At 68.5% G+C, this 12,400-nt stretch carries 17 protein-coding genes; 6 read left to right on the top strand and 11 right to left on the bottom strand.

Annotated features, from left to right (window positions below):
* Positions 1-229 precede the first annotated feature (229 nt).
* The 5 genes from E1269_RS21175 to E1269_RS21155 all read right to left on the bottom strand — a co-directional run bounded on the left by E1269_RS21175 (position 230) and on the right by E1269_RS21155 (position 3,353).
* Positions 230-565 (bottom strand): hypothetical protein, encoded by a 336-nt coding sequence (locus tag E1269_RS21175; RefSeq protein WP_131898221.1) that lies wholly within the window; start codon positions 563-565, stop codon positions 230-232.
* A gap of 8 nt (positions 566-573) precedes the next feature.
* Positions 574-810, bottom strand: a complete 237-nt coding sequence (locus E1269_RS21170; RefSeq protein ID WP_131898219.1) for an addiction module protein — start codon at positions 808-810, stop codon at positions 574-576.
* Positions 811-1,055: 245 nt separating this feature from the next.
* Complete coding sequence (locus E1269_RS21165; RefSeq protein ID WP_131898217.1) at positions 1,056-1,421, bottom strand: hypothetical protein; 366 nt, start codon at positions 1,419-1,421, stop codon at positions 1,056-1,058.
* A 221-nt stretch (positions 1,422-1,642) separates the two neighbouring features.
* A complete protein-coding gene (locus E1269_RS21160; protein ID WP_131898215.1) occupies positions 1,643-2,086 on the bottom strand; it encodes a hypothetical protein in 444 nt (147 codons plus the stop codon).
* Between the two features lie 82 nt (positions 2,087-2,168).
* A complete protein-coding gene (locus tag E1269_RS21155) occupies positions 2,169-3,353 on the bottom strand; it encodes a serine hydrolase domain-containing protein (protein WP_131898213.1) in 1,185 nt (394 codons plus the stop codon).
* 159 nt (positions 3,354-3,512) lie between these two features.
* Here E1269_RS21155 and E1269_RS33020 point away from each other — a divergent pair, with 159 nt between their 5' ends.
* On the top strand, positions 3,513-3,815 hold the full coding sequence (locus E1269_RS33020) for a hypothetical protein (protein ID WP_203433947.1): 303 nt from the start codon (positions 3,513-3,515) through the stop codon (positions 3,813-3,815).
* Positions 3,816-4,012: 197 nt separating this feature from the next.
* On the top strand, positions 4,013-4,813 hold the full coding sequence (locus tag E1269_RS21145; protein ID WP_131898211.1) for an alpha/beta fold hydrolase: 801 nt from the start codon (positions 4,013-4,015) through the stop codon (positions 4,811-4,813).
* A 467-nt stretch (positions 4,814-5,280) separates the two neighbouring features.
* Here the strand turns inward: E1269_RS21145 and E1269_RS21135 are convergent, their stop codons facing one another.
* On the bottom strand, positions 5,281-5,811 hold the full coding sequence (locus E1269_RS21135) for a GNAT family N-acetyltransferase (protein ID WP_131898209.1): 531 nt from the start codon (positions 5,809-5,811) through the stop codon (positions 5,281-5,283).
* Between the two features lie 149 nt (positions 5,812-5,960).
* On the opposite strand from E1269_RS21135, the gene E1269_RS21130 reads away from it, so the two are divergent.
* Positions 5,961-6,398, top strand: a complete 438-nt coding sequence (locus E1269_RS21130; protein WP_162606550.1) for an AAA family ATPase — start codon at positions 5,961-5,963, stop codon at positions 6,396-6,398.
* A gap of 6 nt (positions 6,399-6,404) precedes the next feature.
* On the opposite strand, the gene E1269_RS21125 is transcribed toward E1269_RS21130, so the two are convergent.
* Entirely contained in the window at positions 6,405-6,644 is a 240-nt protein-coding gene (locus tag E1269_RS21125; RefSeq protein ID WP_131898207.1) for a hypothetical protein, read from the bottom strand.
* Positions 6,645-6,688: 44 nt separating this feature from the next.
* Here E1269_RS21125 and E1269_RS21120 point away from each other — a divergent pair, with 44 nt between their 5' ends.
* Complete coding sequence (locus E1269_RS21120) at positions 6,689-7,336, top strand: hypothetical protein (RefSeq protein ID WP_131898205.1); 648 nt, start codon at positions 6,689-6,691, stop codon at positions 7,334-7,336.
* Positions 7,337-7,405: 69 nt separating this feature from the next.
* Here the strand turns inward: E1269_RS21120 and E1269_RS33015 are convergent, their stop codons facing one another.
* A complete protein-coding gene (locus E1269_RS33015) occupies positions 7,406-8,011 on the bottom strand; it encodes a hypothetical protein (protein WP_203433946.1) in 606 nt (201 codons plus the stop codon).
* A 444-nt stretch (positions 8,012-8,455) separates the two neighbouring features.
* Here E1269_RS33015 and E1269_RS21110 point away from each other — a divergent pair, with 444 nt between their 5' ends.
* Positions 8,456-8,944 carry a GNAT family N-acetyltransferase gene (locus E1269_RS21110; RefSeq protein ID WP_203433945.1) on the top strand — a complete coding sequence of 163 codons (489 nt, stop codon included), beginning with the start codon at positions 8,456-8,458 and terminating at the stop codon, positions 8,942-8,944.
* A gap of 156 nt (positions 8,945-9,100) precedes the next feature.
* Here the strand turns inward: E1269_RS21110 and E1269_RS21105 are convergent, their stop codons facing one another.
* The 3 genes from E1269_RS21105 to E1269_RS21095 form a co-directional block, all read right to left on the bottom strand.
* Complete coding sequence (locus E1269_RS21105) at positions 9,101-9,475, bottom strand: nuclear transport factor 2 family protein (protein ID WP_131898204.1); 375 nt, start codon at positions 9,473-9,475, stop codon at positions 9,101-9,103.
* Positions 9,476-9,639: 164 nt separating this feature from the next.
* Positions 9,640-9,975 (bottom strand): DUF3140 domain-containing protein, encoded by a 336-nt coding sequence (locus E1269_RS21100; RefSeq protein WP_131898202.1) that lies wholly within the window; start codon positions 9,973-9,975, stop codon positions 9,640-9,642.
* 4 nt (positions 9,976-9,979) lie between these two features.
* Positions 9,980-10,189: a hypervirulence associated TUDOR domain-containing protein gene (locus tag E1269_RS21095; protein ID WP_131898200.1), complete on the bottom strand. Its 210-nt coding sequence runs from the start codon at positions 10,187-10,189 to the stop codon at positions 9,980-9,982.
* Between the two features lie 622 nt (positions 10,190-10,811).
* Here E1269_RS21095 and E1269_RS21090 point away from each other — a divergent pair.
* The gene (locus E1269_RS21090) at positions 10,812-11,888 is read left to right on the top strand and encodes an NAD-dependent epimerase/dehydratase family protein (protein ID WP_131898198.1); all 1,077 of its coding nucleotides are present in this window, start codon (positions 10,812-10,814) and stop codon (positions 11,886-11,888) included.
* The last annotated feature ends 512 nt before the right edge of the window (positions 11,889-12,400 follow it).

Raw genomic sequence — 12,400 nt, 5'->3', positions numbered from 1 at the left:
ACACCGAGGTGCCCATCTGCTCGGCGACCTGGGCCTACGCCAGCCCTCGACGCTTGCGTTGCTCCGCGAGCCGCCAGCCGCGCGCCTGGTCGCGTAGCTGCCGAACCTCGTCGCCGAAGATCTCCGGACCACCAGCGGTCTCCACAGCGCGTTCGAGGTGGTCGGTGTCGCGCCACTTGCGGTAGCGGCTCGTCGCCCCAGCTCCTTCCGACGCACTTGCAGGTACGTGCTACATGCGGAAGCCGCTATCGTCCGCCCGTTCGGCTATGCCAGTAGTTCGGCTTGCGTCGCTCGTAGGCGAAGGCGAGGATCCGGTCGTGTCATCGAGAACCAGGTAGACGACGCCGTACGGGAATCGCTGAACTGGCGCTCGGCTGACCGCGATTTCAGCGGCAACGTGAAGCATGGCCGGAGCGCTGTCCGGCCACCTGTCGACATGGGCGATGGTCGCATCCACCGCGCCGAGAAAGTCTGCACCGAGGCCAGCGTGCTGTTTGTCGTACCAGCGGATGGCGTCCTCGAGCTCGGCAGAGGCTTCCGGCTCGATCCGTACCTGATGCTCCAACGGTGGAGTCAGGCGTTCGGCGTGAGTCGTGCGCGGACGTCCCCCCACGGCTCGCCGGCAGACTCGCCGGCCAGGACACGACGTGCACGGCGCTCGATCTCGTGTGCCCATGCCTCTTCGACAGCCTGCCGATCGGCATCGGCTGGCTCGTCGAGGCTGGCAAGCAGCTCGGCCGCGACGTCAGCACGGTCGTTGACCGGCAGCGCGAGCGCGGCGCGAAGAAGTTCCTGAGCCTGGCTGGTCATATGCCCACTGTAGGCGTCAGCGGTGCCTCACCGCAGTTCCAGCTCGGTCCGCCTCGGCTCGGACGAGCCGCTCCCCGTCCGAGTACGCCAGCCGCACAAGCAGCCTGACCGCGGTTCGCTGGCCGTTGAGTACCCCACATGTGAGGCGCGAGGTCGTGGTGCAGAGCCGACGCCGGGTGCCCGGCCTTGGGCGGTCGCCACGAGCGACAGGAACGTATCGCGGGCGAGGGTTGCCGGTCGCGCAGTCAACGTTCGGTCCATCGGCGCCGCTGTGGCGCCGCACCCAGGCACTCGGGCGCCAGCAGCGTCCCACAGCGCCGGCACTGGCCAATCGCCTTCAGCTGCTTCTCATCCTCCGCCGTGCCCGGCATCGTGTCGACCATGCTGTCGGCGGGCACGCCGTGGTGCCGCACCCGCCGCTCGACTCGTCCGCCGGTCCAGCCGACATAGTGGGTGGTCGGCTGTACATGCCGGCGATCACCATCGGTCACGTAGGTCGGTTGGTCGAAGTGGAGAACGTACACGGTGCCCGGCCGGTCGGTGGGGATGTGTCGACCCAGGTGGGCCACGTTGCAGGACCACGCTTCGGGGTCATCGGCGTCGAACTGCACGCCACAGACCTGGCATCGCTTCATGGCCGCCGCCCGCTCCCTTCAAGGATGATCGATTCAAGCCCCGCGCGGACACCACACCCCGGCGCGAACACAAACTACGTGGGCTCGTAGGCCAGTCTCTCTCGGCTGGCTCGTCCCCGGCTGGCCAGCACGGCAGCTCCGACGTGACACCGAGCGCCGGTGCCAGCGCTCGCGACCGGCCGACGATCGATAGCGCTTCAGTTGGCCTCCTCGACGGCAGGTGCGTCAACAAGCGCGTCGGCGATCACGGTCGCCGCGTCCGCTCGGGAGATCTGCAGGCGCCAATCCAAGCCGTGTTGGCTGCTGAGGTCGATGTTGCCGTAGAGCATGATCGGCAGGACCGGATTGTTCGAGAAGCGCCGGTCAGGGCCGCCCTTGACGTTGACGTACTGCGAGGTTTGATCGATTTGGCGCGCATCCCTCGGGATCCGGCCGGGGTTCTCGATGAAGCGCTGCTGGTATCCGTGAGTACGAAGGTGGCGATAGTCGATGTCGGTGTAGTGCTTACCGTCGCGGAGCAGTACGCGATCGGGAAGAAGATGAAGGCTCGATTTTCCGGCCGTCAGGGACGGGACAGCAACGTTCGTGGCCAGATGTCGAGGGTCGATCAGCACACCTGGTGCTCGGGCCGCGTCGTACACGCCAGTTGGACGACCCCTGGCACGGGCTCGGCATGGCGCCGATGTGCCAGGGCTCGTAGGCAAGATGTTCAGGCGATGCGCCCTAGCCCTCCGTGCTCGCGCCGCGGGTGAGGAGGTCGGCGACTCGGGCGACCATCTGGCTCTCCTCGCCGGTGCGGGCGGTCGTCGGGTTGTACGCGAGCACGAAGCGGCGCCGCTGGTCGCGGGTTGAGAACGCGGCGTTCTTGTAGCCGTACTTCTCGCCGGTCTTGCCCCAGAGGGTGATGCCGTTGACGGCTGCCTGTTGCAGGCCGGTGCTGTAGCGGGCCGGTGAGCCGTCCAACATCCGCACCTCCTCCGGCGGCAACGTGAACATCATCTCCAGCAGGTCCGGCGGCAGCAGGTCGCCGGAGAACAGCGTGGTGAGCATCCGGTCCAGATCGCTCGTGGTGGAGATCATGTCGCCCTCGCCCCGACAGGACGACTGGTCGTACGCGGTGATGTCCCGCAGACTGCCATCGGCCATCCCCAGGTACCCGTGCACGTATCGGCCATGGATGTACGGGTCGTCGCCGGGCACGAGAGTATGCGCCAGGCCGAGTGGGCGCAGGATGCGAGCCTCGACAGCCTCCCCGTACGGACGGCCGGTCACCTTGTCGATGATCAATGCGGCCAGCACATAGTTGATGCCGCGGTACTCCTGCCTGGTGCCCGGGGCGAACTTGAGCGGCCCGTGGGTCGCCGTCGCGACCCACTCCTGCGGAGTCCACCGATCGAACCGGTGCTCGAACACCTCTTCCGGGGTGTCCGGCTCGGGGATGCCGACGTGGTCAGGCAGGCCGCTGGTGTGGTTCAGCAGGTGCGCCACTGAGACCCGAGCGAACCGGGCCGGCAGCAGCTCTGGCAGGAACCGCCGCGCCGGCGCGTCCAGGTCGACCCGCCTCTCGGCGACCAGCTGCAGCACGACGGTGGCGACGAAAACCTTGGTGATGCTGCCGATCCGGAACTTGTCGTGCTTCGTCGGCGGCCGCCGCGTCTCGAGGTCGGCCACCCCCGAGGTGCCGTACCAGGAGCCGGCCGTGCCGCCGACGCGCAGCTGAGCCGCGGTCGACGGCGGGTGCTCCAGGTCGTCGATCGCCGCCTGCAAAGCATCCGGGTCCAGCGACGGAAGCGGCGCGGGCGAGGCGCCGGCCAGGCGCGGGGGCAGCGCCGCGGCCGCGGCCAGCGCGGCCACCCCCGACAGAGCAGCTCCGGCGAACGCCCTTCGTGACAACTGCGTCGAGATCATTCCCTCATGCTGTCAACCAGCATCCGCCAGGGCATCGGGGTTCCCCCGCATCGATCCCCGAGAACACCCCGACCCGTCCCGGACGGATGACCTTTCTGACGCGGACGCCGATCGCGGGACTCATGTCGAGCGGACGTCGTCACCCCCGGCTCCGTCCCGATGGGCCGGCAGAACGGCCTCGTCCGCCGGCATGCCGGCCGGGGCCGTCACCTCGACCGCCCGCCGCACCGGCAGGTTCTGCGCGAGGATGCCAGGGGCCTGCCGCGGACCGGCACGACGGCCACACCGTCGTACGCCGAGGTGCTGGAGGTCCGGGCCGGTCGCGTCGCGCTGGTGCGTGACCTGCTCGCTACCGTCACGCCCGACACGCCGGCCTCGACACGTCCGAACCCACACAACCCCGCATCACCGCTACGCCGTAACCGACCCCTCGACGCGATCGAGGCGACGCCCGACGAATGAGCCGGTGACCTCGACCGTCGCGCGCCCCGACCCAACGACAGTGACCTACGGAAGTCGCGTCACTTCGGCGACTACCGGCGGCGTCCGGATCTGCCGACGAGCGCGCGTTGCCGAACAGCACGTGGTGTAGCCGGGCCGGGCATGACCTCGGCGGGTGCAAGAAGGGACTCCGAGCGCGACCCGAGTAGGCTGCGACGGTGGAGGTCATCGAGGCGAGAGGGCTCGAGATCGCCTACGAGCGGGCCGGGGAGGGGCCGCCCGTGGTCTTTGTCCACGGTGCGGCCGAGGACGGCCGCATTTGGCAACCGCAGGTTGCTGGCCTGGCCGACGAGTTGACGGTTGTCGTCTGGGACGAGCCGGGGGCTGGCCGGTCCTCCGATCTGCCTGAGGGCTTCGGCCTCACGGATTTTGCCGACTCCCTCGCAACGCTGATCGAGACGCTTGATCTCGGGCCCGCGCACATCGCCGGCCTCTCCTGGGGCGGCACCGTGGTGCTTGAGCTCTACCGCGGTCATCCCGAGCTGGTTGCGACCCTGATCATGATCGACACCTACGCCGGCTGGAAGGGCTCCCTGCCCGCAGACGAGGTGCGAAAGCGGGTCGCCGGCACCCGCCAGATGCTCGCCGCGCCGCCTGAGGACTTCGATCCCACACTTCCCGGCCTCTTCGCCAGCGACCCGCCTACGAGGTTCGTCCCGCTGCTCACCGCCATCGCCGCCGACGTCCGCCCCGCGACCCTCGGGCACCAGCTAACCATCATGGCTGAGGCCGACCAGCGCGACCTGCTGCCTCGCATCGCCGTCCCGACCCTGCTGATCTGGGGGGAGCTGGACGTGCGCTCGCCGCTGAGCGTCGCGCACCAGTTCGAGGAGGCGATTCCCGGCGCCGAGCTCGTCGTGATCGAGGGCGCCGGCCACCTCAGCAACCTCGAGCGGCCCGAGCAGGTGAATGAGGCCGTGCGGATGTTCTGCCGCGCCCACCCGCCGCGTTCGAGTTGACCGGACTGGCGAGAACCGGTTCGACGCGATCTTCCGTCGCATCCGCGAACGCGGCCTGATCCACTGCTTCCCCGACCTCCGGCACCCACAGGCGCACGCCATAGTGGGTGAGCACCGGGAACGTGAGAGCGAACTCGGCGGGTGCGACGCAGGCGCGACAAGGCCGCGCGCCGACAGCCGGCCAGGCCCGGGGCCGGCAGGCCCTCTATTGGCGGAGCGGGAGTATTCGATAAGGGCGAATTGGTCCTTGCCGATCCTGGGCCAGTCGGCGCGTTCGACGGCTGGCGCTGTCTTGGACGCGAGATGCGGTGACCAGCGCACGGTCGTGGGCGAGCAGCGGGATCTTGGACGTGGGGGATAACGTGCGGGAATGGGCTTTCGGCTGGCGGCCTATGCCGTGTGCATCGAGGACGGCCGGGTGCCGAACGGGCTCAGTCCTTTCCCGAGTGCGTATCTACCAGGCACGTTCAGAACTCTCGTACCGTTAGCAGGCTGTGGCCGTGGGCAGAGATGGGCTCCACCCGGCCCGTTTCGCGAAACCCGAGCCTCTCCAGGACTCGTCGCGACGCGACATTCCAGTTCCAGACCCCTGCCCACAGTCGCCGGTAGCCCACCTCGTTCGCCCAGGTAACCACAGCCCGACCCGCCTCGGTGGCGTAGCCGCAGCCGTGAGCCGCACGCAGCAACTCGTAGGCCAACTCAGGCTCGTCGGGCGATCCGTTCCCATACGGGGTCAGCCCGCAATACCCGATGACGTCGGCCGTGTCCTTCCGCTCCACCGTCAGAATCCCTAGCCTCGACTCCTCACACGCCGCACGTATCTGCGCGGCGATGTCTTCCACGGTCGGTCGGCCCTCGGGATCTATCTGCCGATGCGGCGGCACCCGCGGATCCCGCTCGGTCCACATCTGGCGATAGATGGCGGCGTCGCCCACGCTGCTACGCCGAAGGATGAGGCGATCGGTCTCCAAGGTGTCCAGAATGCGCACTAGCGACATGCCGGCATTGTGTCAGCGTCAGCTGGTGGCCCGCCGATACCTGGCACGAGCAGCGGGGCCCACAACAGCCCATGACGATTCGAGCGGGTCGTGGCCCCGGTCGGCGATGGAGCGGTCTGGGTCAGTTGTCGGCGTTTTAGGCTTCTGGGGTGCCTCGCATCCTGGTCACCGGCATGTCCGGAGCGGGAAAGTCGACCCTGCTGAAGGAGTTGGAGCGGCGTGGACGTCGCACGGTCGACACCGACTACGGCGGCTGGGTGCGCGCCGATGGCGGCTGGGACGAGCTCCGGATGGAGGAGCTCCTGGCGACGCACCGCGACGTCGTCGTGTCCGGCGCGGTCGAGAACCAGGGCCGCTTCTATGACCGGTTCGATCATGTGGTGCTGCTCAGCGCGCCCGTCGAGGTCCTGATCGATCGTGTCGCACGACGCTCGAACAACCCATACGGACGGACATCGGAGCAGCAGGCCGAGATCCGTCGATATGCCGCCGAGGTCGAGCCGTTGCTGCGTGCGGGAGCAAGTCTCGAGCTCGACGGCCGGCGTCGCGTTGAGGAGCTCGCCGACGCCGTCGACCACTTGACGTGAGAGCCGTCAGCGAGCTCGTTCGGCGAGGTAGCCGCTCCAGTCGCGGGCTGCGAGGGTGGCCCAGGCGACGGCGGGGGTGGTGTGGATGCCGAGCAGGTCGGCCAGGATCGGGGTGGGCACCTCGGCGGCGAGCTGGAACAGCGCGGCCTTGCGTGAGTCGTGGGTTTTGATGCCGCGCGCGACGAGCTGGCTACGGATGTTCTCTGTGGGTCCGGGTTGCCGGGGATACCGCCGGGGAACAGCCATCGACCGTTCCGGCTGACGTAGGAGACCTGGCGTCGCCGGGTCAGGTGGTCGCGGATGAGCGCGTCGAGCGGTGCGGGCATCTGCAGGGGCGTGGCGTTGAACCGGGCCAGCACCTCACCGCCGTCGGTGACGGTGATCTGGTCGGTGCGCATGCGGCAGATGGTGGCCAGCGGCTGGGCGAACAGCAGCATGAACAGCCCGCCGATGCGGGTGTAGAGGCGGATCGTGTCGTCGTGCAGGAGCAGGTCGACGTGGGCCCATCGTTCCTGCTCGGACATGGTGACCTCCGGCAGGGCCTGCGGTCGCGGCGTGGTCGCCAGGCTGGTGTTGATGCCGCTGCCGCGCAGCCAGGCGATGAAGCCGTGCAGGGTGGCGCCGGTAGTGCGGGCCTGGCCGGCGAGGTAGCGGTCGAGGTCGGCCTGCGTCGCCTCGTTGATCGGGATTGCCTGTTCGGCGGTCCAGGTCAGGAACCGGATCGCGGCGAGGATCCGGTTGCGGGCGTTCACGACCTGGGTGTTGGTGAGCTCGGCCCGTTCGGCGGCGAGGCGCAGTTTGCGGATCACCTGCCAGCGGGCGAACCGGCCGACGAGGTCGGCGTGCTCGGCCGGCAGCTCGGCAAGGTGCTGGTGCAGCCACGGGAGCATCCGCTCGATCCGGGCGTGATACGCCGGCAGCACGCCGACCGCGGCTAGCAGGTTCCGCAGGTAGTTGTGGCCTTGTCTGCCGGCAGCTGCTCGAACGTGGTGCGGCTGATCTCCAGCTCACCGGACGCCATCGCAGCGAGTACCCATGGTCCGTGTCCGGGTGGGCGGCTGAGCCAGTAGAGCGCGGTCTGCGGGCGATCGGAGGTCAGCGTCGCGTCGAACACCGGCGTCAGCTGTTCCTGGATACGCCCGGTGGCCGGGGTAGTGAGCAGGACAGTGGCGCGGTCGCGCAGAGTGCATGGGCCGCAGCTGGCGCCGTAGCAGTTGTCCTCGCGTCCGCACCGCCGGCATCGGCAGGTCGGTCCGGGTCGCGCACTCGCGCAGCCAGCCGTAGCGGGCGTCGGTGAGATAGTCGCAGAACATCCGCAGCGTCATTTGATAGCCGCGGATCGTCGAGGGCGCCAGCCGCTGAGCGCCGGACATCAGCGACACGGTGAAGTCCTCCACGTCGCCCGGCTTCCATGCCCACGGCCGCGCCTCGCAGAACTCGGTGAACCGGCGCACCAGCGCCGTCCGCGCTGTGATCGTCGACTCGCCCAGCAGACGCGCGTGCTGCTGCCGCTCCCACCCGGACAGCATCGCCTCGAAGACCGCCGTCTCCTCGTCCAAATGCACCACGCCATCGACCAGCACCAGCCGCGCCGACCCCGGAACCTCGCGCAACACCCACCCCGAGACGTAAACGTAAAGGCGACACTGTCGCCCGCACGTTGCCATCGCCGAGACACCCGCGACGCCACCTCACCGGAACCGGGAGCGAATAATCCGCTTGCTCAACGCCGGGATGTCAACGTCACGGCTATTCGCACGGTTAGTCGGGCAAGTGCAAGACGTGCAGGGCATGTGCGTCGTGGACGGATCCGTGACGGACTCAGATCGTTGACGCGCTTTGGCAGCCTGACGGTCTGACGCCGACCTGGGGCTGGCAGCAGCCATAGGCTGGTCGCACGACCAGCGGCAGATCAGGACGTTAGCGGGAACCATATTGTCGGTGGTCGATGAAATAGTTAAGCCCGTCGAGGTGGTGGGTGCCTGGCGGTAGTCGGTCTCGGGCGCCCGCTCACTCACGGTGGTCGACACCAGGACCGAGACGAGGAGCGACCGGACATGACCGAGGTCCACGACGTGACACCCGCAGTGCGTCTCAGGAGTGTCGAAGACCGGGATCTCGACGTGTTCTTTGACCACCAGGCGGATCCGCAGGCTATCGAGATGGCGGCGTTCCCGGCTCGCGACAAGGATCAGTTCGCGGCGCACTGGGCGAAGGTCCGCGCCGACGACACAAAAATTGTGCGCACCATCGTTGCGGATGGCATGGTGGCGGGCAACATCGGCAGCTGGCAGGAGAACGGGCAACAACTACTCGGCTACTGGGTCGGACGCGAGTATTGGGGCCGCGGCGTCGCGACACAGGCGCTCGCCCTGTTTGTGGACGAGGTGTCGATTCGGCCGCTGTACGCCCATGTCGCGGTACACAACGTGGGCTCGATCCGCGTCCTGGACAAGTGTGGCTTTCGGCGCGATCGCGTGCAGGAGGCAAAGGCGCCTGCGCCCGACGACGGCATCGAGGAGTTCATCTTCGTGCTGAACGCCTAGAGTCTGCGCAACATGGCGCCCGGCGAGCCTCGGTCGGCGCCAGCACGCTGGCATCGGCGGCGGCTGACATCGGAGACGACAGCACGCGGACACGAAGCCGGAGCGGACCCGGCCGACTTCACCACAACCGTTTGACTGACAAACCCCCAGTCACTGCTAAGCAGGAAGGAACGCAGCGGTATCGAAGTAGGTGGCGAACCGGCGAACCTTGGCCTGGTCGTCGAAGGTCAGCACCGAGACACCGTCGTAGTCGATCGACCGGCCGGCGTCCAGCCGAGCACGGGTGTGCCACTCGAGGACTGCGAGGTCGCCGCCTTCCTGGATCGTCGTGAACTCGGTGCGCACCTGTGAGAACTGGTCGCGGTAGCTGTTCCAGAACTCGGCCACGTCCTGTGGGGTGGACCTGTTGCTTTCGGATCGGACCAGCTCGGGCGACTCGGCGAAGCAACCGACGAGCTGGCCCCCGTCGCCGCTCTCCTCGAACTGTCGCAAGGCGTCCGCGAACGTCTGGGCGCGGCCATCTGTGCTCATGCACGAACCGGTGCCCGAGTCACAGCTTTCTAAACAGTCTCTGCTGTTTCCAACCCCGGTTCAGTCAGACCTGCACCCTTGGGCTCCCGGGACCGGGACGCCGGGAAGGTTTTCGATCGTTCCCGACCCGGCACACGCGCGTTCGCAAGGGCTGACACGCACGCTCACCTCTTGAGCGGGTCGTGGCCCCAGTTCATCAGAGAATGACGCCACGGGGTCCGAGTCACGTCACCAGACGGCTTCTGCGCCAAGTGGCGGTGCACGTAGCCGACTACTCTCCGCATGTGCGCCGCGTCGTCCTCGTCGAGGTCGTCCTTACGGGTGCGCAGGATCTCGACGATCCGGCGCCCTGACTCGTGCCCGGTGGACTCGCCGTCGCCGCTCTTGTCGCCGACCGCTGTGGACTCCGGGGTCTGGAGCCAGTCGGACAGCTCCTTCGCGGTCATGTTGACCGCGTCCCTCCAGTCGTCCCAGATCTGGTCGATCTCGTCACTGGCCACGACGTCACTCCTTCTTCGTCAGCGCCGTCGGTCTGTGGACGGCCGTACCACCGGTCTTCTCGCTGCGGACCAGGTACTGCGGGTCGTCCTTGCCAGCTCGGACGGTACGGCCGCCGGCCTCGGTGTCTTCGGTGATCTCGCGCTCCACGGTGCCCTCGGCCGTGCCACCGTGGCTGTTCCACGTGACCTCGTCACCCTTCTCGATCGCCGCCATCTCCATCACCCCTTCCTCGACGACACCTGGCCGTACCCGGGGCGGCGGTCTTCATCCCCGGCCCGAGCCGATCCGGTCGGCTGATACCGATCGATACATCTACCCCCGTCAGAGAATTCCTCGACGACGCCTCCCGTGAACAGGCCGGGTCACCGGCATCTCGGGGAAGACACAGCGTGTGTGCCCGAAACAGTTGGGTACGGAAAGGCCCCATCTCCACTGGTTCGTCATGCACACCGCTGACTACGCCAGCGAGCTGGCAGAACCTGAACAGCCGACCCATCCGGAGCCGTCATCGCAACAACTCGACCGCGCGAACGGCGAAGTGAAGGAACCGCACGATGACACACGACAGAGCCCTCCGGCGCCATCGGCGCCACGAGTGTCGTCCGTGGGATCGGCAAGGTCGCTATCGGCCTGGCGACGGGACGGGAAGAACGGGACCGGCAGGCGACACCCTGACCACACTCGGTGACCCACCGCCGGGTCGCTGCTGTTGGAGTGCGTCGTCTGCAGCGCCTCGTCCGGCGACATGGTCGGGCCGGCCACGCGTGCCGCGTGCTGCCAGGCTCGCCGGAAGGGACCGCTGGCGTGCGTCGGCGGCACGGCACGGAGGCTCGCCATGAGGATCGTCATCACCGGCGCGACCGGCAACATCGGCACGGCGCTGCTGCGTCGGCTCATGCGCGCCGGCGGGCACCAGATCGTCGGTCTGGCCCGTCGGCTGCCGGACGACCCCGAGGTCGTGCCGGGCGGCGAGGCGGTCGAGTGGCGCGCGGTCGACCTCAGCCTCGACGAGGCCGTGCACACACTCATCGAGGCATTCCGCGGGGCCGACGCCGTCGTCCACCTTGCGTGGGGCTTCCAACCCTCCCATGACCTGAAGTACCTCGAGGAGCTCGGTGTCGGGGGCACCCGGCGGGTCCTCGAGGCAGTCACCGCATCCGCCGTACCGCACCTCGTGCACATGTCCTCGGTCGGCGCCTACTCCCCCAAGTCCGACGACGTGCGCGTCGACGAGTCCTGGCCGACCGGCGGGGTGCGCAGCTCGCGCTACAGCGTCCACAAGGCCGCGGCCGAGCGGCTCCTCGACCGCCACGAGGCGACGGGCCACAGCACCTTGATCAGCCGGATGCGGCCCGGCATCGTCGGGCAGAAGACGGCGGGGAGCGCGCTGCTGCGGTACGGCGTACCTGCGATCGTCCCCGCGAAGGTGCTCGACCACATCCCGGTCGTCCCGCTCGACCGAGGCCTCCGTTTCCCGGTGGTTCACGCCGACGACGTGGCCGACGCGGTCGTCCGCGAGCTGGACCGGATGGTCGGCGGGGCGTTCAACCTGTCAGCCGAGCCGCCGATCACGACCGACCGGATCGCCGAGGTGCTCGGGGCGCGCCCTATCCATGTGCCGTCGCTCGTCGTGCGCACGGTGATGTCCGCGGCCTGGCACGCCCGGCTTCAGCAGGTGGACACCGGGTGGCTGGACATGGGGTTCGCGCTGCCGCTGCTCGACTGTTCGCGGGCTACTCGTGAGCTCGGCTGGTCGCCCAGCGTCGACGCCGTGACGGTGTTGCGCGAGATCATCGATGGAATGCGTGAGACCGCCGCGGCCCCAACCCCCGCGTTGCGGCGCCGCAGCGTCTCGCGTGCCCTGCGCGACTTCGTCCGCCGGGGGTCAGTGGGCCAGCGAAACCGGCCCTGACCACCGCCCACCGAGCGGCGCTGGCCGCCCCGACGCGGCTGGTACCCGACCTGGTCGGCATCGAGGCCTCCGTCGGCGTGGGCCGGGACGGCCTGCGCCGAGGAGGTACCAGCGGCGCCCGCGAGAACAGCGGGCCCAGCCCACGAACGGCGGCGAGGCCGAGCCCATCCCAGCTCGGAGATACCTGATCGCCGCGCTGGAGAGGCTGCCGCGGGGCGCCACCCCTGGTCGCAGCCCTCGATGGCCGAGCGCAGCCGACTGTTCACGTCCGCGATCGGCCGGATCTGGCGACGGATGGGTCCACTCAAACTTCATCTACAGGACGCCTGAAGCGCACAGCCCCATGAGGCTCTTCTGCTGCGTGGGTGTTAGCCGCCATCGGTGGTGACGATGTGGGCGTGGTTGGGCGTGCGGATGGCGGCGTGGTGGCGGGGTCGAGCATGGGTCGTCATGCTGGCGGCTTCGTCGGCACTCGCCTGGACGGCACCTCACCCCGCCCGAGGACAGTGACG

Source organism: Jiangella asiatica (assembly GCF_004349065.1).
In the GTDB taxonomy this organism is placed as follows: Bacteria; Actinomycetota; Actinomycetes; order Jiangellales; family Jiangellaceae; genus Jiangella; species Jiangella asiatica.
Note: the sequence above shows the minus strand (reverse complement) of the source record. Positions and strands in the feature narration are given on the sequence as shown.

Coding starts and splice junctions, on each gene's coding strand:
- E1269_RS21170 (WP_131898219.1), bottom strand. CDS start 810: ATGACCAGCCAGGCTCAGGAACTTCTTCGCGCCGCGCTCGCGCTGCCG.
- E1269_RS21155 (WP_131898213.1), bottom strand. CDS start 3,353: ATGATCTCGACGCAGTTGTCACGAAGGGCGTTCGCCGGAGCTGCTCTG.
- E1269_RS33020 (WP_203433947.1), top strand. CDS start 3,513: ATGGGCCGGCAGAACGGCCTCGTCCGCCGGCATGCCGGCCGGGGCCGT.
- E1269_RS21135 (WP_131898209.1), bottom strand. CDS start 5,811: ATGTCGCTAGTGCGCATTCTGGACACCTTGGAGACCGATCGCCTCATC.
- E1269_RS21125 (WP_131898207.1), bottom strand. CDS start 6,644: ATGGCTGTTCCCCGGCGGTATCCCCGGCAACCCGGACCCACAGAGAAC.
- E1269_RS21110 (WP_203433945.1), top strand. CDS start 8,456: ATGACCGAGGTCCACGACGTGACACCCGCAGTGCGTCTCAGGAGTGTC.
- E1269_RS21105 (WP_131898204.1), bottom strand. CDS start 9,475: ATGAGCACAGATGGCCGCGCCCAGACGTTCGCGGACGCCTTGCGACAG.
- E1269_RS21095 (WP_131898200.1), bottom strand. CDS start 10,189: ATGGCGGCGATCGAGAAGGGTGACGAGGTCACGTGGAACAGCCACGGT.
- E1269_RS21090 (WP_131898198.1), top strand. CDS start 10,812: ATGAGGATCGTCATCACCGGCGCGACCGGCAACATCGGCACGGCGCTG.